Annotated in this window: 20 protein-coding genes; 13 read left to right on the top strand and 7 right to left on the bottom strand. The window is 45.9% G+C overall.

Translation table 11 applies throughout. The annotated features are described in order from the left end of the window. Positions 1-30 precede the first annotated feature (30 nt). Complete coding sequence (locus tag NST22_RS20835) at positions 31-1,368, bottom strand: aldehyde dehydrogenase family protein (protein WP_003243415.1); 1,338 nt, start codon at positions 1,366-1,368, stop codon at positions 31-33. A 142-nt stretch (positions 1,369-1,510) separates the two neighbouring features. Between NST22_RS20835 and NST22_RS20830 the strand changes: the two genes are divergently transcribed. Then, on the top strand, positions 1,511-2,653 hold the full coding sequence (locus NST22_RS20830; protein WP_003243187.1) for a TetR/AcrR family transcriptional regulator: 1,143 nt from the start codon (positions 1,511-1,513) through the stop codon (positions 2,651-2,653). A 28-nt stretch (positions 2,654-2,681) separates the two neighbouring features. Here the strand turns inward: NST22_RS20830 and NST22_RS20825 are convergent, their stop codons facing one another. Beyond that, the gene (locus NST22_RS20825; RefSeq protein ID WP_003244072.1) at positions 2,682-3,503 is read right to left on the bottom strand and encodes an SDR family oxidoreductase; all 822 of its coding nucleotides are present in this window, start codon (positions 3,501-3,503) and stop codon (positions 2,682-2,684) included. 116 nt (positions 3,504-3,619) lie between these two features. Here NST22_RS20825 and NST22_RS20820 point away from each other — a divergent pair, with 116 nt between their 5' ends. Continuing rightward, on the top strand, positions 3,620-3,871 hold the full coding sequence (locus NST22_RS20820) for a hypothetical protein (protein ID WP_003244458.1): 252 nt from the start codon (positions 3,620-3,622) through the stop codon (positions 3,869-3,871). A 167-nt stretch (positions 3,872-4,038) separates the two neighbouring features. Then, on the top strand, positions 4,039-5,919 hold the full coding sequence (htpG, locus tag NST22_RS20815) for a molecular chaperone HtpG (protein ID WP_003243561.1): 1,881 nt from the start codon (positions 4,039-4,041) through the stop codon (positions 5,917-5,919). 41 nt (positions 5,920-5,960) lie between these two features. On the opposite strand, the gene NST22_RS20810 is transcribed toward htpG, so the two are convergent. The 5 genes from NST22_RS20810 to iolR all read right to left on the bottom strand — a co-directional run bounded on the left by NST22_RS20810 (position 5,961) and on the right by iolR (position 10,549). Further along, entirely contained in the window at positions 5,961-7,346 is a 1,386-nt protein-coding gene (locus tag NST22_RS20810; protein WP_003244055.1) for a sugar porter family MFS transporter, read from the bottom strand. A gap of 237 nt (positions 7,347-7,583) precedes the next feature. Then, complete coding sequence (locus NST22_RS20805; RefSeq protein ID WP_003227046.1) at positions 7,584-7,892, bottom strand: YxcD family protein; 309 nt, start codon at positions 7,890-7,892, stop codon at positions 7,584-7,586. Positions 7,893-7,895: 3 nt separating this feature from the next. Then, positions 7,896-8,546 carry a hypothetical protein gene (locus tag NST22_RS20800; RefSeq protein WP_003244225.1) on the bottom strand — a complete coding sequence of 217 codons (651 nt, stop codon included), beginning with the start codon at positions 8,544-8,546 and terminating at the stop codon, positions 7,896-7,898. 261 nt (positions 8,547-8,807) lie between these two features. Next, entirely contained in the window at positions 8,808-9,740 is a 933-nt protein-coding gene (locus tag NST22_RS20795; RefSeq protein WP_003243075.1) for an aldo/keto reductase, read from the bottom strand. A gap of 53 nt (positions 9,741-9,793) precedes the next feature. Then, entirely contained in the window at positions 9,794-10,549 is a 756-nt protein-coding gene (gene iolR / locus NST22_RS20790) for a myo-inositol utilization transcriptional regulator IolR (protein WP_003227050.1), read from the bottom strand. A gap of 415 nt (positions 10,550-10,964) precedes the next feature. Here iolR and iolA point away from each other — a divergent pair, with 415 nt between their 5' ends. The 10 genes from iolA to iolJ all read left to right on the top strand — a co-directional run bounded on the left by iolA (position 10,965) and on the right by iolJ (position 22,267). Continuing rightward, complete coding sequence (gene iolA, locus NST22_RS20785) at positions 10,965-12,428, top strand: methylmalonate-semialdehyde dehydrogenase (RefSeq protein WP_003243682.1); 1,464 nt, start codon at positions 10,965-10,967, stop codon at positions 12,426-12,428. Between the two features lie 74 nt (positions 12,429-12,502). Next, on the top strand, positions 12,503-13,318 hold the full coding sequence (iolB, locus tag NST22_RS20780; protein WP_003243247.1) for a 5-deoxy-glucuronate isomerase: 816 nt from the start codon (positions 12,503-12,505) through the stop codon (positions 13,316-13,318). A gap of 23 nt (positions 13,319-13,341) precedes the next feature. Next, positions 13,342-14,319: a 5-dehydro-2-deoxygluconokinase gene (iolC, locus tag NST22_RS20775; protein ID WP_003243753.1), complete on the top strand. Its 978-nt coding sequence runs from the start codon at positions 13,342-13,344 to the stop codon at positions 14,317-14,319. Positions 14,320-14,351: 32 nt separating this feature from the next. Continuing rightward, positions 14,352-16,265 (top strand): 3D-(3,5/4)-trihydroxycyclohexane-1,2-dione acylhydrolase (decyclizing), encoded by a 1,914-nt coding sequence (gene iolD / locus NST22_RS20770; RefSeq protein ID WP_003242642.1) that lies wholly within the window; start codon positions 14,352-14,354, stop codon positions 16,263-16,265. A gap of 16 nt (positions 16,266-16,281) precedes the next feature. Beyond that, positions 16,282-17,175: a myo-inosose-2 dehydratase gene (gene iolE, locus NST22_RS20765; RefSeq protein ID WP_003227062.1), complete on the top strand. Its 894-nt coding sequence runs from the start codon at positions 16,282-16,284 to the stop codon at positions 17,173-17,175. A 14-nt stretch (positions 17,176-17,189) separates the two neighbouring features. Continuing rightward, entirely contained in the window at positions 17,190-18,506 is a 1,317-nt protein-coding gene (gene iolF, locus NST22_RS20760; protein WP_003244597.1) for a myo-inositol transporter IolF, read from the top strand. Between the two features lie 22 nt (positions 18,507-18,528). Further along, positions 18,529-19,563: a bifunctional inositol 2-dehydrogenase/D-chiro-inositol 1-dehydrogenase gene (iolG, locus tag NST22_RS20755; protein WP_032730288.1), complete on the top strand. Its 1,035-nt coding sequence runs from the start codon at positions 18,529-18,531 to the stop codon at positions 19,561-19,563. A gap of 19 nt (positions 19,564-19,582) precedes the next feature. Beyond that, positions 19,583-20,452 (top strand): sugar phosphate isomerase/epimerase, encoded by an 870-nt coding sequence (locus tag NST22_RS20750; protein WP_015250852.1) that lies wholly within the window; start codon positions 19,583-19,585, stop codon positions 20,450-20,452. 85 nt (positions 20,453-20,537) lie between these two features. Next, positions 20,538-21,374 (top strand): 2-keto-myo-inositol isomerase, encoded by an 837-nt coding sequence (gene iolI, locus NST22_RS20745; RefSeq protein ID WP_032730291.1) that lies wholly within the window; start codon positions 20,538-20,540, stop codon positions 21,372-21,374. 20 nt (positions 21,375-21,394) lie between these two features. Continuing rightward, positions 21,395-22,267: a 6-phospho-5-dehydro-2-deoxy-D-gluconate aldolase gene (gene iolJ, locus NST22_RS20740; protein WP_003242766.1), complete on the top strand. Its 873-nt coding sequence runs from the start codon at positions 21,395-21,397 to the stop codon at positions 22,265-22,267. The last annotated feature ends 59 nt before the right edge of the window (positions 22,268-22,326 follow it).

Here is a 22,326-nt window from a genome sequence, read left to right as displayed (position 1 = left end):
CCTCTAAGGAAGCGCCTTTTGATCATGCGATTATTCAGCGGCCTGAATAAATACACCCTTCTCATGAGAAAACTCTTTGAATCCGTATACCCCATGATAGGAGCCGATTCCGCTTGTGTTGACGCCGCCGAATGGCAGGTTGACGTCACTGAAATGGACGACGACATCATTGATGGCGGCATTTCCTGATGTCGTGTGCTGAAGGACGTTGTCAATCAGATCTTGGTTTTTGCTGAACACATAAAGTGCAAGCGGTTTATCGCGGTCATTTACGTAATCGATGACCTCGTCGATGTCTTCATAGTTCATCATTGGCAGGATCGATGCGAAGATTTCCTCCTGCATGATTTTCATGTCAGGCGTGACGTTTTTCAAAACGGTTGGCGAGATCGTGCGGTCGCTGGCATCGAATACGCCGCCGAACACCACTTCCGCCCCTCTTTCGATGGCATCGTCGAACAGATCTTTGACGCGGTTGAAGTTGCGGTCATTGACGATCTGCGTAAATTTGCTGCGGTCTGGGGTATGATCATCCTCCATAAATCCAGCGTTGACGACTGTTTGTAAAATCCCCGCGAACCTGTCCTGAACGTCTTTTTTAATGAACAGGTAATCAGGTGCGATGCAGGTTTGGCCGGCGTTTACGAATTTCCCGACGGCGATCTTTTTCGCTGCGTCCATCAGATCGTATTCACTGTCAATGATCGTCGGGCTCTTGCCGCCAAGCTCAAGTGTGACAGATGCCAAGTGTTTGGCAGCCGCTGTCATGACAATTTTCCCGACATTTGTGCTTCCAGTGAAGAAAATATGGTCGAACGGCTGATCAAGTAGTTCGGTTGCCACCTCAACCTCTCCTTCAAAAATCGCGACTTCTTTTTCATCAAAAGCGTCTCTTATTACTTTAGCAGCAATGTTGCTCGTGTTCATCGTGAAATCGGACAGCTTCACAATCGCGCTGTTTCCGGCTGCGAGAGAAGCGGCAAGCGGCGCCATCGTCAGCATAAACGGATAGTTCCACGGGCCGAGGATGAGTGTGACGCCTTTAGGCTCGTACATAAGAATTCCGTTTGCGTCAGGGCTTAACGATGAACCGACTTCTTTAGGCGCCATCCATTGTTCCAGGTTATTCATATTATCTCTAATCGCTTTTTTTGTTCCTTCGATTTCCGCTTTTTTGACTTCGTGATATGGTTTGCGGACGTCTTTGCGGATCGCTTCGATGATTTCTTCTTCATGGGCGATGACGGAATCTAAAAAGCGTTGAAGCTTTTCTCTCCGCTGTTCCGCTGTTGAAGCGCGCAAGGCTTTTTGCTGTTTTTTCTGAAGCTGAAAGACACGCTGGATGTCGTCCTTTACTTGCTGTTCCATTGTAAAATCCCCCTCATTTGCTTTCTTCTTTTCTCGGACCTATTATAAGGTGGTACCTTTTCTGTAAGAAAGACAACGGTGAACCATCTATACGTTACCGTACATATATCTAAGATCTGTCTAATGATTGGAGGTGTCTTTTGTGCCGGAATCTGCCGAAGCTCAAGTGAAAGAGGCGCTGCTGGCTTTATTGAAAGATAGAGATATTCAACACATCACAATGAAAGAAATCGCTGAGAAGGCCAAAGTGAGCCGCGGATCGCTCTACCTTTATTATGAGGATAAGTTTTCAATCATTGAGGATGTGATCGAAGACATGAAGGAAGGACTGGGCAAAGCGCTTTTTGACGCCTTCAGTCATATGGATACCCTTCATTTGAACAAAAAACGGCAAACGGTGCATCCGACGCTGTCCTTTGTTCATGAGCATCGTTCCTTTTTTTCTGTGATGATGAACAGAGGACATTTTCATCGTTTTTTTAAGGATGTGTTTCAGCAGGATGTGCTGCTGGCTCCGATCCATGTGAATTTAACGCCGATTGAACGGGACATTTATGGACATTATCGGGCCTTGTACACGTACGCGATTATCCTGTATTGGCTGAATGAGGATGCGGCCGCGTCTCCTGAAGCCATCAGCCAGAAGGTATGGGAGCTTGTTTCTCAAAAGCGGTTTTATTGGCTGTTTGGAAAAGCTGTGCCAGGAGAGCGAGAGAAGGAGAAGCAAATCGACAGGCGGGTGGTTCGAACGAGAGAGGCGCTGCAGAAGGCATTTCTGGATGTATTGGCGGAGAAACAAGACTACGCGGGCATCACGATTTCAGATATTACGCGTAAAAGCAATATCCGCCGTGCAACCTTTTATGATCACTATGCCAATAAGGAGGAATTGCTCCAAACCATGATACAGCGATCATGTGCGGAGATCATTGATCACCTGACGATTGCCTCCAGCCCGAATGAATTTTCCTTAAAGGAAGCGGAGAAGGCGCTCGCCATTCTGCTTTCTGCTTTGTCAAACATGCCCATTGTCCATTTTCTCAATCGGGAATGGGGTGTTCCTCATGTGATACCTGATATGTTCAAAGCGCTGGAATCGTTTTATCTGCATCAGCAAACTGATATTCACGCAGAGAAAAAGCTTTATGCCCATTATGTATCCGCAATGATTATCGGGTTGCTTTTGTATCGGCTGGATGAAGGAAAGGCGCATCCGCCTGAAGTGCTGGCGAGGGAGTTTTTGCAGTTTTTGGATGTGAAGAAATATAAGGTTGTATTGCTTTAAAAGACAAAAAGAGAGGGGGCTCCCTCTCTTATTTCGTTTCTTCCTTCCATTTCTCCTCAATCAGCATCTTCCCAGGCCATGTGTACGCCATGATGCCGCCGTCTGCGGTGATGTCTTCTCCTGTGACGTATGAGCTGTCGTCTGATGCGAGGAACAGTGCCACTGTTGCCATTTCTTTGGGCTGGCCAAGACGTCCGAGCGGCGTGATCCATTTGTTGGCTTCGCGGAATTGTTCGCCCATTTCCTGTTCTTTTGTGCCTGCTAATTTGTCAATCAGCGGTGTTTCGATCGTGCCCGGTGAAATGGAATTGACGCGGATGCCGTTTCGTGCGTAGTCGATTGCCATTGCCTTTGTCAGGTTGGTGATACCGCCTTTTGCGGCGTTGTAGCCGGAGCGGTCAAGGTCCGCGGCACGGCCTGACATGGAGGAGGTGTTGATGATGGAGCCTCCATTTTCGAGCATGAGCGGAATCAAATATTTGCTGCAAAGGAATGTGCCGCGCAGGTCGACGGCGATAATGCGGTCAAACAGGTCAACCGGATATTCGTGCACCTTTCCGCCTTCCTGATCAACGCCGGCATTATTAAACAGAATATCAATCGTTCCGCATGCATCCTTGATTTGATCAGCAAATGCTTTCACACTGTTTTCATCTGACACATCGAGGTGAAAGGATTCGGCCTGTCCTCCGTTTTTTCTGATTGCGTCAACTGTTTCTTCCATTTGATCTTTATTGATATCTCCGATGATCACACGCGCGCCTTCATTGGCAAAAACCTCCGCCGTCGCTTGACCAATGCCTGTCGCGGCGCCTGTGATAACTGCTGTTTTGTTTTCAAGTCTTCCCATGATACGAGACCTCCTTTTTCTATTTGTCTTCCCGCTATGTGCAGTGATAAACATGCGAGAAAAGAAAGGCCAGCATATGTTAAGATGAATTAGAAATTGTTGGGAGGTTTGTATGTTTGAAGGTACAGCATAAGAAGGAGCTCAAGTTTTATTGCATCGTGACCATTCCATCTGCATTTGTTGTGCTGACTGTCATCTCTTTTTTATTGCAAGAGATTACGTTCCCGGTGACTGCAAGCGCATTTCTGAATGCTTCATGGCATAATCTTTTGTTTTTGATACCGTTCGGTTTGTTTTTCTACCCGGTGCATATATGGATGAAGCGGGAGTTTGGCCGTTGGAATGACACAGAAAAAAAGAGAGGATGATGAAGCCTCTCTTTTTTATGAGAATGAGTGAGAAAAAGAGTGAAAACAAATCCAACTAATGTTAAATTTACATATATATGCATCTATCAATCTAATTGACAATTGTCATCTTATGTGATAAATAGATGCTGAAAAGGGTTTACATAATGGTAAAGGAGCGATCAAGAGTGGCGAAAAAAGAGTTTAAAGCAGAGTCTAAACGCTTGCTGGATATGATGATTAACTCCATTTATACCCAAAAAGAAATTTTCCTGCGCGAGTTAATCTCCAATTCGAGTGATGCGATTGACAAAATCTATTACAAAGCGCTTACGGACGATGCGCTTACGTTTGATAAAGACAGTTACTACATAAAGGTCGCAGCTGACAAAGATGCGAGAACATTAACCATCTCTGATACGGGGATCGGAATGACAAAGGATGAGCTTGAACAGCATCTTGGAACAATTGCAAAAAGCGGTTCCCTCGCGTTTAAAAAGGAAAACGAGCTGAAAGACGGACATGACATTATCGGGCAGTTCGGTGTCGGTTTTTACGCGGCATTTATGGTTGCCGATGTCGTGACAGTCATCAGTAAAGCGCTTGGCAGCGAAGAGGCTTATAAATGGGAGTCTGCGGGTGCAGACGGCTATACGATTGAGCCGTGTGAAAAGGATTCTGTCGGTACAGACATTATCCTGAAAATCAAAGAGAACACAGAAGATGACAGCTATGACGAGTTTTTAGAGGAATATCGTTTAAAAGCGATCATCAAGAAGTACTCCGACTTCATTCGCTACCCGATCAAAATGGATACAACCATTAATAAGCCGAAGGAAGGCAGCGAAAATGAATTTGAAGAGGTGCAGGAAGAGCAGACGGTCAACAGCATGGTGCCGATCTGGAGAAAAAACAAAAGCGAGCTGACAGATGAGGATTATGAAAAATTCTATGCTGAAAAGCATTACGGGTTTGATAAACCGCTGACACACGTTCATATCAGCGTGGATGGAGCGGTTCGCTACAACGCGATTCTATTCGTCCCTGAAAACATGCCGTTTGACTACTATTCCAAGGAATATGAGAAAGGCTTGGAGCTGTATTCCAATGGCGTGCTGATCATGAATAAGTGCGCAGACCTGCTACCGGACCACTTCAGCTTTGTGAAGGGCATGGTCGATTCTGAGGATCTGTCGCTGAATATTTCCAGAGAAATGCTGCAGCATGACCGCCAGCTGAAGCTGATCGCGAAAAACATCAGCAAGAAAATCAAAAGCGAGCTGCAAAGCCTGTTGAAAAAAGACCGCGAGAAATACGAGACGTTCTACAAGTCGTTCGGCAGACAGCTGAAATTCGGCGTGTACAATGATTTTGGCGCGAATAAGGATCAATTGAAGGATCTCCTCTTATTCTACTCTTCAAAAGAGAAAAAACTGGTCAGCTTAGACGAGTATGTTTCCAGAATGCCAGAGGAGCAGAAATTCATTTATTACGCGACCGGTGATTCTTACGACCGCATTGAGAAACTGCCGCAAACGGAAATGGTGGCGGACAAAGGCTATGAAATCCTCTACTTTACTGAGGACATCGATGAGTTTGCAATTAAAATGCTGGCTTCTTATCAGGAAAAAGAATTCAAGTCCGTATCAAGCGGAGACCTTGGCATAGACACGGATGAGGATCAAAAGCAGTCCGAGGAAGAGGAAAGCAAGTATAAGGATCTGTTTGAGGAAATGAAAAACATTCTGTCAGACAAAGTGAAAAACGTCAGAATCTCAAAACGGCTTAAATCACATCCAGTCTGCCTTGCTGCTGACGGCGAAGTGACAATTGAGATGGAAAAAATCTTAAATGCGATGCCTGACAGCCAAAATGTGAAGGCGGAAAAAGTGCTGGAAATCAACCCAAATCACGAGGTATTCCAAACACTGCAGGACGCGTTTGAACAAGATAAAGAGAAGCTGAGCCTGTACACAAACCTTCTGTACAATCAGGCGCTCCTCATCGAAGGCCTGCCGATTCAGGACCCTGTGGAATTTACGAACAATATTTGCAAGGTCATGGTGTAAACAGAAAAAGGAATCGTCTCATAAGGAGACGATTCCTTTTTTTATAATGTACGCTCATTCAGCACTTGGTTTTGGGTGCTTTTCTTCTTTTTAAACCGTTTTTTCAGGCTTGCTTCAATTTCCTCCAAGCTTTTCCCTTTGGTTTCCGGTACCATGTAGAACGCGAAGAAAAATGAGAGAAGACAAATGACTGAGAAAACCATAAAGACCCATGCGATGCCCATCGCGCTTAGCATCAGCGGGAAGACAAGCGACACGATCAGGTTAGCCGCCGATAACACCAAAGTCGTGAACCCTGTCGCGGCTCCGCGTGCTTTGGACGGGAAGAGCTCAGGCATGAGCACCCACACTACCGGACCCCATGTCGCCTGGTAAAAGACGATATAGACACCGAGAAAGACTACTGTCATCCACGCTGTTGATGCGGAAAGCCCCAGTGTCAGGAGCACGCCTGATAAAGCAGCAAGGCTCAGTGTGATGCCGACACTTCCCCAGATCAGAAGTTTTTTGCGGCCGACACGGTCAATTAAGATCATGGCAGTGATACACATGATGACGTTGAGGATGCCGATTCCCATTGTGCCGAGCGCCGAAGCTGATGTGCCAAGACCGGCCTTCGTAAAAATGGTTGGCGCGTAGTAGATGACCGTGTTAATGCCGACTGCCTGCTGGAAAATGGCAAGGCCGACGCCAATCAGAAGCATAGGGCGAATCCACTTGGCTTTCAGCACGCCAAGTGTCGTTTCTTTTTTCTCCGCTTCCCCTTGCTTCATCTCTGCCAATTCCATTTCGATGTCTTTGGGGTCATGAGTGATGTTCATGATGCGTCTCGCTTCTTCTTCGCTGCCGCGCTTCACGAGCCATCTTGGCGATTCCGGCATGAAGGCGATGCCGATTAATAGAAGCACGGCAGGCACTGCAGCCAGACCGACCATCCAGCGCCACGCTTCAAACGGTGTGAACAGGTAGTTAACGATATAGGCGAGCAAAATCCCGGTGACAATCATTAAGTTGTTCATTGTGCCGAGTGTCCCGCGAATTTTCGTCGGTGCCATTTCGGAAAGATACACGGGCACAAGTGCCGTTGAACCGCCGACGGCCAACCCGAGTATCACCCTAGATGCAATCAGCATGCCGATTGTTTGAGAAAATGCGCAAGCGAGCGCACCGATAATAAAAATGATGGAAAGGACAAATACAACCTTTCTCCTGCCCCAGCGGTCTGAGCATGTGCCGCTCAAGGCAGAACCGAAAATCGCGCCAAGGAGCAGCATGCTGACAACCAATCCTTCTGTCAATGTCGTTAAAGGAATATCGTTATTGATAAACAGGAGTGCTCCGGAGATAACACCTGTATCGTAACCATATAGCAGTCCCCCTAAAGCGCCGAAAAAGTAGATCATATATTTCCTTGTGTCTTTCTTCACAAATGTCTCCTCCTCAGTTGTTGAGCCAATGAGTATCTAAAAATATGTAACAAAGTTAATAGATTAGTACCCATTTCCTATCTCATTTGAAACATTTGTTTTGAAAAAACGGAAACTTTATAGCCAAAAGAGATGATCACAGATCCGCTGAGTTTAGGAAAAACGAAATAACTTTATGCTCAGAGAAACCATTAAAAAAACCTTACCCGCGCGGAGTAAGGTTTGATTAAGACATTTTTATTCTTCTGCTTCGTTGACAAAAACCAAGGCGGAGAAGCCTTTTTTCTTATCAAATTGCAATTCAACGACGGTAACGTCCGGATTGAAGTTGTGGTATTCCTCTAAGAACTGAATAATGCCTTCTGAAATGTCATCTGACATAAGCTGCTTGTGGTGCAGGCCAAATGTAGCTTCAGCGAAGAACCCTGTACGCTTGTTGTACGATAGTTCTTTTACTTCAACGTCTTCAGGGTAGATATCTTCTTCATTGGAAATATACACGCAAATTCCGTCTACAATTTCTTGCTCATTTAATATTAATCTCATTGCCTAAAATCTCCTTCTGTACGTCTTCGGTGCTTTAAATGCGCGAATCAATGCGATGACAATGATTAAAATAATAATCAAAGCGATGATATCAACGATCCAGGCAATGGGTGAAGCGCCATAAGAAACATAACCGGGGCCTCCGACTGGATGATAGGTGTAACCCCATGGGTGCATCATGCTGATCATGAACATACCCATTGTAAATCCGCTATAATATCCAAACCATCCTGATGGCGCGAAACCTGCGTGATAGTAATGATTGACTGAAACATAACGTCCGCCAACATAGGCTTTAGACGTTTTTCCGCTGTATGTCTTTCCGGTTACTTTTGATGTAGCGCCGGAAAAGGTGCCTGACGATTTTTTAGAGCTTGATGAACTTGCCTTTTCCGAAGGCTTCTTTTTAAGCGAAATCGATGATGATGAATCGTCAGACGTCTTGGATTTTTTGCTAGAAGAGCTTGATCCTGAGCTGTAGCTTGATTTCGGGCTTGATTTATAGCTTCCGCTGTATGATGAGCTTGAACTTCGGCTGCTGTAACTAGATGATGAGCGGCCGCTAAAGCTCTTTGCATGAGAAATCGTTGATGGCAGCAGTACACCTAAAGCAACGGTTACTGCAACTAAGGCTTTTACATATTTAAGTTTCATTCTGTTTCCTCCATAGACCATCGAAACGGTCCGCTATTCTGACCAGCAAATAAAAGAAGCTGGGTCAGCTTTATTTCATATGAGCTAGATGATATGAACGTTTCATACTTTTGCTTTCTCAATCACTTTCTTTCTGAGATAAACTACCTTTATTTTATCGGATTTATGGCTCATTTTGTAAGGTTTTGCTTCAAAATCAGTTATTTAGGAATTTATCGCACAAAAAAACAGCCTTCTCCATTGGAGAAGGCTGTTTTCTTCTTATGCGAACAGCTTATCAATAAATGAAATATCCTCTTGAGAAAGCGTCACGTCAGCTGTTTTGATGTTATCAATCAGCTGATCGGCACGTTTTGCTCCTGGGATTAAAATATCAATTTCCGGTCTTGCTAAATACCAGGCCAATACGATGTGAGGGATATCCACGTTGTGTTTTTCGGCAATCGGCGCAAGCTTGTTGACCTTTCTGATATTTTCTTTGAAACGCTCACCCTTGAAGTGTTCCTGTTCGTTTCGCAGGTCGCCTTCTGGGAACGTTGTATCTTCTGTATACTTTCCTGCCAATAAACCTGATACGAGAGGGAAGTAAGGGATAAATGAAATATTATGCTCCTTCGTATACGGGAAGAATGTTTTTTCCGCTTCACGGTTTAACAGGTTGTATTCGCCTTGCAATACATCTACCAAACCGTCTTTGTTTGCTTCTTTCAATTGCTCTAAAGAGAAGTTGGATACACCGATGGAACGGATTTTTCCGGCTTTCTTCATCTCATTCAGCGCGTTAACGGCTTCATCCTTAGGCGTATGTTCGTCAGGGAAGTGAATGTAGAACAAATCAATATAATCGGTATTCAAGCGCTTCAGGCTTTCATCAACTGATTTTTTAAGAAAATCTGGTGAATTATCAAAGACAAAGTCATTGCCTTGTTTTCTGTGAGCGGCTTTTGTCGCGATGACAACATCTTCACGGTTGAATTCACGCAGCACTTCACCAATTAATTCTTCGGAACGGCCGATCCCGTAAATGTAAGCGGTGTCTAACATTGTCACGCCATTACGGATCGCCTCGCGCACCAATTCTTTTCCGGTTTCTTCATTTAGGTTCGGGTAGAGGTTATGTCCTCCGACAGCATTTGTTCCTAATCCGATAGGGAATACCTGCAAGTCTGATTTTCCGAGCTTCGCTTTTTTCATGATCTGCCTCCTAGAATAAAATGGATGATAGACTCTCAACACTATTGTAAACGTTAGGCCAGATGAATGCCGATTTGATGCTCATTGCAGTACTGCGTGTACTCGTCGTCTAATGGCTGAGAGGTCACAATGCAATGCAGCCTGTCAAACGGTGCATACGTCAGAAGCGTTGATTTTCCGAATTTAGAATGGTCAGCCAATAGATACACTTCTTTTGCTTTTTCTGAAATCCTCTTTTTAATTTCATACTCCAGCAGATCCGAATTGGTCAATCCGTGAGTCAGCGTCGTTCCGGTAGCGGACATAAAGGCTTTGTTGATATTGTACTTATCAAGCATAGCCGGGTCGTCCATGCCGACAAAGGAGCGGGTTTTTCTCTTATAGTTGTTTCCGATAATGATTAAGTTGATATTCTTCAAAGCTGACGCCGCATTGATAATGTCTAAACTGTTGGTTAAGATGGTGACATTTTTGGCTGGATCAAGCGTATCAAGAATAGACTTTGTCGTCGTTCCTGAATCAATGAAGACCAAATCGTGATCTTCAATAAATCGGGAAGCATAATGGGCGATTTTTGTTTTTTCATCCTGGTGCTGAATGGTGCGATTTTCAAAAGGAACTAATGCGGTTTTTTCAATAGATGTTACGCCGCCGTATACTTTTTCAATCGCACCCTTTTCTGTTAGCTTGTTGATATCACGTCTGACTGTGTTTTTGGAGACATTGAACACCTGGCACAGCTCATCTAAGGAAACAGTGCCATGCGATAAAATGTACTCCTCCATTTCCTGAATCCGCATCAGTTTCATATAAAAAACTCCTTCTTGAATCTTTACGTAACATAAATATATAATAAAAACCAAAAGTTAATCAATAGTTGCTTAAAAATGATAACATCGGTGTATATCTTTTGCAAGATTGGACGGCCTTCTCTTACTTCTCTTACTTGATTAAAAGATTAATATAATAAAAATAATGAAAAAATGTAGTGTTTATGATTGACTTATGGGTATTATGCGATTAGAATATAACCAAGAAATGACCAAAAAGTAACCTGTTGTGCATGAAATGGTTGCTTGTATGTAAATATGCATCCGCCATTTATTTTTTTGGTGTTTTTGAAAGCGTTTAATTCTTGGCTTGCTGAAAAGTGGATATTGATATGAATCTATCCGGAACCATCCATACAAGTGTATGTGTTTACTAATGAAGGAGGCAATAAGAATGGCAGAAATCAGAAAATTAAAAAACTACATCAACGGTGAATGGGTTGAAAGCAAAACAGATCAATATGAAGATGTCGTCAATCCGGCGACGAAAGAAGTGCTATGCCAAGTGCCGATTTCTACAAAAGAGGATATTGATTACGCAGCGCAAACAGCGGCTGAAGCATTTAAAACATGGTCAAAGGTGGCGGTTCCTCGCCGCGCCAGAATTCTATTTAACTTCCAGCAGCTGCTGTCTCAGCATAAAGAAGAACTTGCTCATCTAATTACCATTGAAAACGGAAAAAACACGAAAGAAGCTTTAGGTGAAGTGGGACGCGGGATTGAAAACGTAGAGTTCGCCGCTGGAGCACCTTCCCTGATGATGGGTGACTCACTTGCTTCCATCGCAACGGACGTTGAAGCGGCGAACTACCGTTACCCAATCGGAGTTGTCGGCGGAATCGCGCCATTCAACTTCCCGATGATGGTTCCTTGCTGGATGTTCCCGATGGCGATCGCGCTCGGCAACACATTTATTTTAAAGCCATCTGAGCGGACTCCGCTGTTAACAGAGAAATTGGTTGAGCTTTTTGAAAAAGCGGGCCTTCCGAAAGGGGTGTTCAACGTCGTATACGGTGCGCATGACGTTGTGAACGGCATCCTCGAGCATCCCGAAATTAAAGCGATTTCATTTGTAGGCTCCAAGCCAGTAGGCGAATACGTCTACAAAAAAGGAAGCGAAAACTTAAAACGCGTTCAATCTCTGACTGGCGCGAAAAACCATACGATTGTCTTGAACGATGCGAATCTTGAAGACACGGTTACAAACATCGTTGGAGCTGCCTTCGGTTCTGCCGGTGAACGCTGCATGGCTTGTGCGGTTGTGACAGTTGAAGAAGGAATCGCCGATGAATTTATGGCGAAGCTGCAGGAAAAAGTGGCGGACATTAAAATCGGTAACGGCCTTGATGACGGCGTGTTCTTAGGACCGGTGATTCGCGAAGACAACAAGAAGCGCACGCTCAGCTATATCGAAAAAGGTCTTGAAGAAGGTGCCAGACTCGTATGTGACGGACGTGAAAATGTGTCTGACGACGGCTACTTTGTCGGCCCGACGATCTTTGACAATGTCACAACAGAAATGACGATCTGGAAAGATGAAATTTTCGCTCCGGTCTTATCTGTCATCCGTGTGAAAAACCTGAAAGAAGCGATTGAAATCGCCAATAAGTCTGAGTTTGCGAACGGCGCCTGCTTGTTCACATCCAACTCAAACGCAATCCGCTACTTCCGTGAAAACATTGATGCGGGAATGCTAGGCATCAACCTTGGTGTGCCGGCTCCAATGGCGTTCTTCCCATTCTCAGGCTGGAAATCTTCATTCTTTGGAACGCTGCATGCGAACGGAAAAGACAGCGTCGACTTCTATACACGTAAAAAAGTGGTGACGGCAAGATATCCGGCACCTGATTTCAACTAAACGACGAACAGCCGAACGGCGTCCATGTGCGCTGTTCGGACTCATTCTGCCAATAGAAAGAGGAGGGCTTCTCTATGAGTTATTTGTTGCGTAAGCCGCAGTCGCATGAAGTGTCTAATGGGGTCAAACTCGTGCACGAAGTAACGACATCCAACTCTGATCTCACTTATGTAGAGTTTAAAGTGTTAGATCTTGCATCAGGTTCAAGCTATACAGAAGAATTGAAAAAACAAGAAATCTGTATTGTGGCGGTAACGGGGAAAATTACAGTGACAGATCATGAGTCGACTTTTGAGAATATCGGCACGCGCGAAAGCGTATTTGAACGAAAACCGACAGACAGCGTCTATATTTCAAATGACCGTGCATTTGAGATCACAGCGGTCAGCGACGCAAGAGTGGCGCTTTGCTATTCTCCATCGGAAAAGCAGCTTCCGACAAAGCTGATCAAAGCGGAAGACAACGGAATTGAGCATCGCGGGCAATTTTCAAACAAACGTACTGTTCATAACATTCTTCCGGATTCAGACCCTTCAGCTAACAGTCTATTAGTAGTTGAAGTCTATACAGACAGCGGCAACTGGTCCAGCTACCCGCCTCACAAACATGACCAAGACAACTTGCCGGAAGAATCTTTCTTAGAAGAAACGTACTACCATGAGTTAGACCCGGGACAGGGCTTTGTGTTTCAGCGCGTATACACAGATGACCGTTCTATTGACGAGACAATGACTGTGGGAAATGAAAACGTTGTCATCGTTCCTGCGGGATACCACCCGGTAGGCGTTCCGGACGGATACACATCCTACTATTTAAATGTCATGGCAGGGCCGACGCGAAAATGGAAGTTTTATAACGACCCGGCGCATGAATGGATTTTAGAACGCTAACAAGTGAGGAGTGGCTGTTTACGATGAAGTATACATTCAATGAAGAGAAGGCTTTTGATATTGTTGCCATCGGCCGGGCATGTATTGATCTGAACGCAGTCGAATACAACCGCCCAATGGAAGAAACGATGACATTTTCGAAATATGTCGGCGGTTCACCTGCGAATATCGCGATCGGCAGCGCGAAGCTTGGCTTAAAAGCGGGCTTCATCGGCAAAATTCCGGATGACCAGCATGGAAGATTCATAGAGTCCTATATGAGAAAGACCGGCGTGGATACTACACAGATGATTGTTGATCAAGATGGACACAAAGCAGGCCTTGCATTTACAGAAATCCTCAGCCCTGAAGAATGCAGCATCTTAATGTATCGCGATGATGTGGCGGATCTTTATCTTGAGCCTTCAGAGGTAAGTGAGGACTATATCGCAAATGCGAAAATGCTGCTTGTCTCCGGGACAGCGCTCGCCAAAAGCCCGTCACGGGAAGCGGTGTTAAAAGCTGTTCAATACGCGAAAAAGCATCAGGTTAAGGTGGTATTCGAACTGGATTACCGGCCATATACGTGGCAGTCATCAGATGAAACAGCCGTTTATTATTCTTTGGTTGCCGAGCAGTCTGATATCGTCATCGGCACACGCGATGAATTTGATGTGATGGAAAACCGCACAGGCGGAAGCAATGAAGAATCCGTCAATCATTTATTTGGCCATTCAGCCGACCTCGTTGTCATCAAACACGGCGTCGAAGGCTCTTACGCATACAGCAAATCCGGCGAGGTATTCCGCGCTCAAGCGTACAAGACAAAAGTGCTGAAAACCTTTGGGGCCGGTGACTCCTATGCGTCAGCCTTTATCTATGGCCTTGTCAGCGGAAAAGACATTGAAACGGCATTGAAATACGGCAGTGCTTCAGCCTCCATTGTGGTGAGCAAGCACAGTTCGTCAGAAGCGATGCCGACTGCGGAAGAAATCGAACAGCTTATTGAAGCACAGTCATAATTGAAAAAGATCGAGTAAAGGTGGGATCGTTTGTGGGTAAGAAAATTCGCTTAACAACTGCGCAGGCGCTGATTAAATTCTTAAACCAGCAGTACATCCATGTAGATGGAAAGGAAGAGCCTTTTGTCGAAGGGATCTTCACGATTTTCGGTCATGGAAACGTATTAGGGATCGGGCAGGCGCTTGAGCAGGATGCAGGCCATTTGAAAGTCTATCAAGGGAAAAATGAACAAGGAATGGCGCATGCGGCCATGGCGTACAGCAAGCAAATGCTGAGAAGAAAAATATATGCGGTGTCTACATCCGTCGGACCTGGAGCGGCTAACTTGGTGGCGGCAGCCGGCACTGCATTGGCAAATAATATCCCAGTTCTCTTGATTCCGGCAGACACATTTGCGACAAGACAGCCAGACCCTGTACTGCAGCAAATGGAGCAAGAATACAGTGCGGCGATTACGACAAACGATGCATTGAAGCCTGTATCGAGATACTGGGACCGCATTACGCGCCCTGAGCAGCTGATGAGCAGTTTGCTGCGCGCGTTTGAAGTCATGACTGATCCGGCAAAAGCAGGTCCGGCAACGATTTGTATTTCTCAGGATGTTGAAGGGGAAGCATACGATTTTGATGAAAGTTTCTTCGTCAAACGGGTTCACTATATTGATCGCATGCAGCCGAGCGAGCGCGAGCTTCAAGGTGCGGCGGAGCTGATTAAATCCAGCAAAAAACCTGTGATTCTCGTCGGCGGAGGCGCAAAATATTCCGGTGCGCGCGATGAATTGGTTGCCATTTCTGAAGCCTATAACATTCCGTTAGTTGAAACGCAGGCAGGAAAGTCTACCGTTGAGGCAGATTTTGCGAACAACCTTGGCGGAATGGGCATCACAGGTACACTTGCGGCAAACAAAGCGGCCCGCCAAGCTGATTTGATTATCGGCATCGGCACAAGGTATACAGATTTTGCGACATCCTCTAAGACCGCTTTTGATTTTGATAAAGCGAAGTTTTTGAACATTAACGTCAGCCGAATGCAGGCGTATAAACTTGATGCATTCCAAGTGGTGGCGGATGCGAAAGTGACGCTTGGCAAACTGCACGGCTTGCTTGAAGGCTATGAGAGCGAGTTCGGCACAACGATCCGGGAGCTGAAGGACGAATGGCTAGCTGAACGCGAGCGTCTCAGCAAAGTGACGTTTAAGCGGGAAGCATTTGATCCGGAAATCAAAAATCACTTTTCTCAAGAGGTCCTGAATGAATATGCTGACGCGTTGAATACGGAGCTTCCGCAAACAACGGCATTGCTGACAATCAACGAGACGATTCCTGAAGACAGCGTCATCATCTGTTCAGCAGGCTCACTCCCAGGAGATTTGCAGCGTCTGTGGCATTCTAATGTTCCGAATACGTATCACCTGGAGTATGGATATTCTTGCATGGGCTATGAAGTGTCCGGGACACTCGGTCTTAAACTGGCCCACCCTGACAGAGAAGTGTATTCAATCGTCGGAGACGGCAGCTTCCTGATGCTTCATTCTGAACTGATCACGGCGATTCAGTACAACAAGAAAATCAATGTGCTGCTCTTTGACAACTCAGGATTCGGATGCATCAACAACCTGCAAATGGATCACGGCAGCGGCAGCTACTATTGCGAGTTCCGCACAGATGACAACCAAATCCTGAATGTCGATTACGCGAAAGTCGCTGAGGGATACGGCGCGAAAACCTACCGTGCAAACACAGTAGAAGAATTAAAAGCTGCGTTAGAGGATGCGAAGAAACAGGATGTATCAACATTAATTGAAATGAAGGTGCTGCCTAAAACAATGACGGACGGCTATGACAGCTGGTGGCATGTCGGGGTGGCAGAGGTATCTGAACAAGAAAGCGTTCAGAAAGCATACGAAGCAAAAGAGAAAAAGCTGGAATCTGCGAAGCAGTATTAGAGGGGAGGCACCATAGATGGGCAAAAATGAAATCCTGTGGGGAATCGCTCCCATTGGGTGGCGGAATGATGACATGCCTGAAATTGGAGCGGGAAATACACTTCAGCATTTGTTAAGTGATATCGTTGTCGCACGTTTTCAAGGCACGGAGGTCGGGGGCTTTTTCCCCGAACCTGCCATCCTGAACAAAGAGCTGAAGCTTCGGAACTTACGCATTGCAGGAAAATGGTTCAGCAGTTTTATTTTGCGTGACGGACTTGGTGAAGCGGCAAAGACATTTACCCTGCATTGTGAGTATTTGCAGCAAGTAAACGCGGATGTCGCAGTTGTCTCTGAACAAACGTACAGCGTGCAAAGCTTGGAGAAAAATGTGTTCACAGAGAAGCCGCACTTTACGGATGATGAATGGGAGCGGCTTTGCGAAGGGCTGAATCACCTTGGCGAAATTGCCGCTCAGCATGGCTTGAAGCTTGTCTATCATCATCATCTCGGCACTGGTGTCCAAACAGCGGAAGAAGTGGACCGCCTGATGGCAGGAACAGACCCTGCGCATGTACACCTCCTCTATGATACAGGCCATGCGTATATTTCTGACGGCGATTACATGGGGATGCTTGAGAAGCATATCGGCCGCATTAAGCATGTGCACTTTAAGGATGCCCGCCTGAATGTCATGGAACAATGCAGGCTCGAAGGACAATCGTTCCGGCAATCATTTTTAAAAGGCATGTTTACGGTTCCCGGTGACGGCTGCATTGACTTTAGAGAAGTATATCAGCTGCTGTTGAAGCACAGTTATTCCGGATGGATTGTCATTGAAGCTGAACAAGACCCCGATGTTGCAAACCCGCTGGAGTATGCATTGATTGCGAGAAACTATATTGATCAGCAGTTGTTGGATCTGGCTTAATGGGGAATGAACATATGGGCAATACCAATGGAGATTCAGCCTTCAATAAACGGACAATCGCGGCAGCATTGGCCAACTATATTGATGCCGGTTCAATTGTGGCAGGCTCCGCCGGTTTATCATTATGGGTCAGTTACCTTAAGCTATCCGATACGCAAATCGGGCTGCTCGGCGCGTTGAGCGCAAATGCGATTTCTGCCGCTGTCGGCGCGCTGCTTGGCGGGTTTCTGGCTGATAAAGTCGGACGGAAGGCTGTTTATACCAATAGTATGCTGGTTTATGCACTAGGGATTTGTTTGGTTTTGTTCGGGGTTAATTTCCCCATGTTGTTAAGCGGTTACATCATTATCGGTTTATCAGTAGGGGCTGACATAACCGCGTCATGGACCATTATTGCGGAAAATGCGCCAAAGAAGAATCGGGCCAGGCATTGCGGCGTAGCACAAGTCGCTTGGGCCGCGGGCGCTGTCGTTGTACTGCTCCTCTCCGTACTGGCCGGTGACTTGGGACTCTTGGGGAATAAAATCGTATTTGCCCATCTGCTTGTGATTGCGCTGATTACGTACATCCTGAGAATCAGGCTTCCGGAATCAGACGCCTGGCAGACAAAAAATCAGCCGGAGGAAGCTCAGGCAGAGAAGCCGGCTGTATTGAATAAGACATCGTATTTTGATTTGCTCAAGCCTATGTATCTAAAAAGCATCCTGTTTTTGATGGGTGTGTACTTGGTTTGGAACCTAGCCGCCGGGGTCATGGGCTTCTTTATGCCATACATTTATCAGCAGGTCGGCGGTGTATCTGCCAACATGGCCAACCTTTTGCAAATGGGGCTGTTTATCTTCACAGGATTGGGGGTCGCCTTGATCTTCATGCCCTTTGCCGACAAATATAGAAAAACCGTATTTGGAATCGCCGCTTTCATGGCGGTGATCGGGTGGACACTGTTTCTGCTGCCAGTTGAAGGCCTGCCGATTCTGCTCCTGTTTATTGTCGTGATCGGCATCAATAACGGAGCCGGGCAGCAAGCGAACTATCAGTTATGGGCCAGCGAAATCTTTCCTACGCAATATCGTGCTTCCGCACAAGGACTGATGTTTTTCCTTGTCCGTATTTCAATAGGGATTTGGAGTCTGTTTGTCCCAATGATTATCACCAATTTCGGCATTGGAACGATGGCTGCAATTCTTCTCGGATGTGTGACGGCCAGTATGATCATCGGGCTGCTCTTTGCGCCGAATACGTCTGGCAAGTCGCTTGAACAAATTCAAGAGGAACTCTACGGGTCTCCTCAGAGCCAAGTAAAGAAAGGAACAGAAAGCAAAATCATGTAACCAACAGAAGGAGTGGCTGTCAATGAGTTTACGTATTGGCGTAATTGGAACTGGAGCAATCGGAAAAGAACATATTAACCGTATCACGAACAAGCTGTCAGGCGCGGAAATTGTAGCTGTAACGGATGTTAATCAAGAAGCTGCACAAAAGGTCGTTGAGCAATACCAATTAAACGCGACGGTTTATCCGAATGATGACAGCTTGCTTGCAGACGAAAATGTAGACGCTGTTTTAGTGACAAGCTGGGGGCCTGCGCATGAGTCAAGCGTGCTGAAAGCGATTAAAGCCCAGAAATATGTGTTCTGTGAAAAACCGCTCGCGACAACGGCTGAAGGATGCATGCGCATTGTCGAAGAAGAAATCAAAGTGGGCAAACGCCTTGTTCAAGTCGGCTTCATGCGCCGTTATGACAGCGGTTACGTACAGCTGAAGGAAGCACTTGATAACCATGTGATTGGCGAACCGCTTATGATTCATTGCGCGCACCGCAACCCGACTGTAGGAGATAACTATACAACGGATATGGCCGTAGTTGACACGCTTGTTCATGAAATTGATGTGCTGCACTGGCTCGTCAATGATGACTACGATTCCGTTCAAGTTATCTACCCGAAAAAATCGAAAAATGCGCTGCCGCATTTAAAAGATCCGCAAATCGTCGTGATTGAAACAAAAGGCGGTATCGTCATCAATGCTGAAATCTATGTGAACTGTAAATACGGCTATGACATTCAATGTGAAATCGTCGGAGAAGACGGCATCATCAAGCTTCCTGAACCATCAAGCATCAGCTTGAGAAAAGAAGGCAAATTCAGCACAGATATTTTGATGGATTGGCAGAGACGCTTTGTTGCTGCGTACGATGTGGAAATCCAAGACTTTATTGATTCGATTCAAAAGAAAGGCGAGGTCAGCGGACCGACGGCATGGGACGGCTATATTGCTGCTGTCACGACTGACGCGTGTGTAAAAGCCCAGGAATCTGGACAAAAAGAAAAGGTTGAATTGAAGGAAAAACCGGAATTCTATCAATCTTTTACAACAGTTCAAAACTAAAAAACAGAGGAGTGAAAATATGAAGTTAGCATTGGATCCATCCATGTATCGTGATGATTTAACTTTAGAGGAAACGGTCTATAAAACGGCAGAGCTCGGCTATGAATATATCGAATTGTCTCCGCGCGAGGATTTTTGCCCGTTTTATAAATATCCGAAAGTCGATTCAGCAAAGATCAAACAATTAAAGCGCCTTTTAAGAGATACAGGTGTTAAGCTTTCATCGCTTCTTCCTCTTTACCACTGGGCGGGTCCTGATGAAGACCGCCGCCAGGCAGCAGTGCGCAATTGGAAACGGGCAATCGAAATTGCGGTTGAACTTGAAGTGGATTTGATGAACAGCGAATTCAGCGGTTCAAAATATGATCCTTTAACAAGTGAAGAAAAATTTATCAAATCCATGGATGAGCTTCTGCCAGTCTTTGAAAAAGAAGGTATTAAACTTAATCTTCAAGCCCACCCATACGATTTTATCGAAACGCACAAAGGTGCGATGGATATGATCCGCGCGCTTGACAAGGATTGGATCAATCTTGTCTACTCGACTGCGCATACGTTCTTCTATGATGACGGCAAAGGCGACATCGAGACCATGTTTGACGAAGCCGGCGACCGCCTTACACATGTTTTATTTGCAGATACCTATAATCATAAAGCGGCTCATGGCCTTCGCTATATCGTCAATCCGCCTGACGCGAAAGTAACGGTTCACCAGCATTTGGACATTGGTCAAGGCGAGGTTGATTTTGATACGATTTTCAGAAAACTGAGAGAGATGAAGTTCGACGGAATTGCGACGAATGCCGTATTTGCTTGGGTCGATGAAAGAGCGGATGAATCAAGCCGATTTATGCTTAAGAAAATGAAAGAAGAATTAGGTCTGGCATAAGCTGAGCATGGAGTTCGGCGGGATATGGCGACAGCCTTCCTGCCGAACTCCCTTCATATCTAAAACGCAGATGGGGGAGTCTGGCATGAAACTTTGTTTTAATGAAGCGACAACATTGGAAAACTCAAACCTTAAACAGGATTTAGAACTATGCGAAAAGCACGGCTATGATTATATTGAAATCCGCACAATGGATAAGCTGCCGGAGTACTTAAAAGATCATTCATTGGATGACCTTGCGGAATATTTTCAAACCCACCACATCAAACCGCTTGCCTTAAACGCACTCGTTTTCTTCAACAACCGTGATGAAAAGGGCCACAACGAGATCATCACTGAATTTAAAGGCATGATGGAAACATGCAAAACCCTCGGTGTGAAATATGTGGTGGCCGTTCCGCTTGTGACAGAGCAGAAGATTGTAAAAGAAGAGATCAAAAAGAGCAGTGTAGACGTGCTGACTGAGCTGTCAGATATCGCGGAGCCGTACGGCGTAAAAATCGCGCTTGAGTTTGTCGGCCATCCGCAATGTACGGTCAATACGTTTGAACAGGCGTATGAGATTGTAAACACAGTTAACCGTGACAATGTCGGGCTTGTCCTTGACAGTTTTCACTTCCATGCAATGGGTTCAAATATTGAGAGCTTAAAGCAGGCGGACGGAAAGAAAATCTTCATCTATCATATTGATGATACAGAAGATTTCCCAATCGGCTTTTTAACAGATGAGGATCGTGTATGGCCGGGACAAGGGGCAATTGACTTAGATGCCCACTTATCAGCACTGAAGGAAATCGGCTTCTCTGATGTTGTTTCGGTTGAGCTCTTCCGGCCTGAATACTATAAGCTGACTGCTGAGGAAGCCATTCAAACAGCGAAAAAAACAACAGTGGATGTCGTATCAAAATACTTCAGCATGTAATGGATAAAGGAGGGGTGAATATGGCTTTTGTATCGATGAAAGAGCTTCTTGAAGATGCAAAGCGGGAGCAATATGCAATTGGCCAGTTTAATATCAACGGCCTGCAATGGACGAAGGCGATTTTGCAGGCGGCGCAAAAGGAGCAATCACCGGTCATCGCCGCGGCTTCCGATCGCCTGGTCGACTATTTAGGCGGATTTAAAACGATTGCCGCCATGGTCGGCGCGTTAATAGAGGACATGGCGATTACCGTTCCGGTCGTGCTTCATCTCGATCACGGCAGCAGTGCGGAACGCTGCAGACAGGCCATTGATGCCGGATTCAGCTCAGTGATGATTGACGGCTCCCATCAGCCGATTGACGAGAATATCGCGATGACAAAAGAAGTCACCGATTATGCCGCAAAACACGGCGTGTCAGTAGAAGCCGAAGTCGGCACGGTCGGCGGAATGGAAGACGGACTGGTCGGCGGGGTCCGCTATGCGGATATCACGGAATGTGAGCGGATCGTTAAAGAAACCAATATCGACGCGCTGGCCGCCGCCCTCGGCTCTGTACACGGCAAATATCAGGGTGAGCCGAATCTCGGATTTAAGGAAATGGAGGCTATCTCCCGCATGACTGATATTCCCCTCGTTCTTCACGGGGCATCCGGGATTCCGCAGGATCAGATCAAAAAAGCCATCACGCTCGGCCACGCGAAGATCAATATCAATACGGAATGTATGGTAGCGTGGACAGACGAAACACGCCGCATGTTTCAGGAAAACAGCGATCTGTACGAACCGCGCGGCTATTTGACACCCGGCATTGAAGCCGTGGAAGAGACAGTGCGAAGCAAAATGAGAGAGTTCGGATCAGCCGGTAAAGCAGCTAAGCAGCAGGTCGGCTAAAGAGACCAGAAACCGCCGAGATGGCGGTTTTTTTGTGCGGTGTTGCGTCCATACGCCCA

The organism is Bacillus sp. PS237 (assembly GCF_037963345.1).
Lineage (GTDB): Bacteria > Bacillota > Bacilli > Bacillales > Bacillaceae > Bacillus > Bacillus subtilis.
This window is presented reverse-complemented; position numbering and strand designations above follow the sequence as displayed.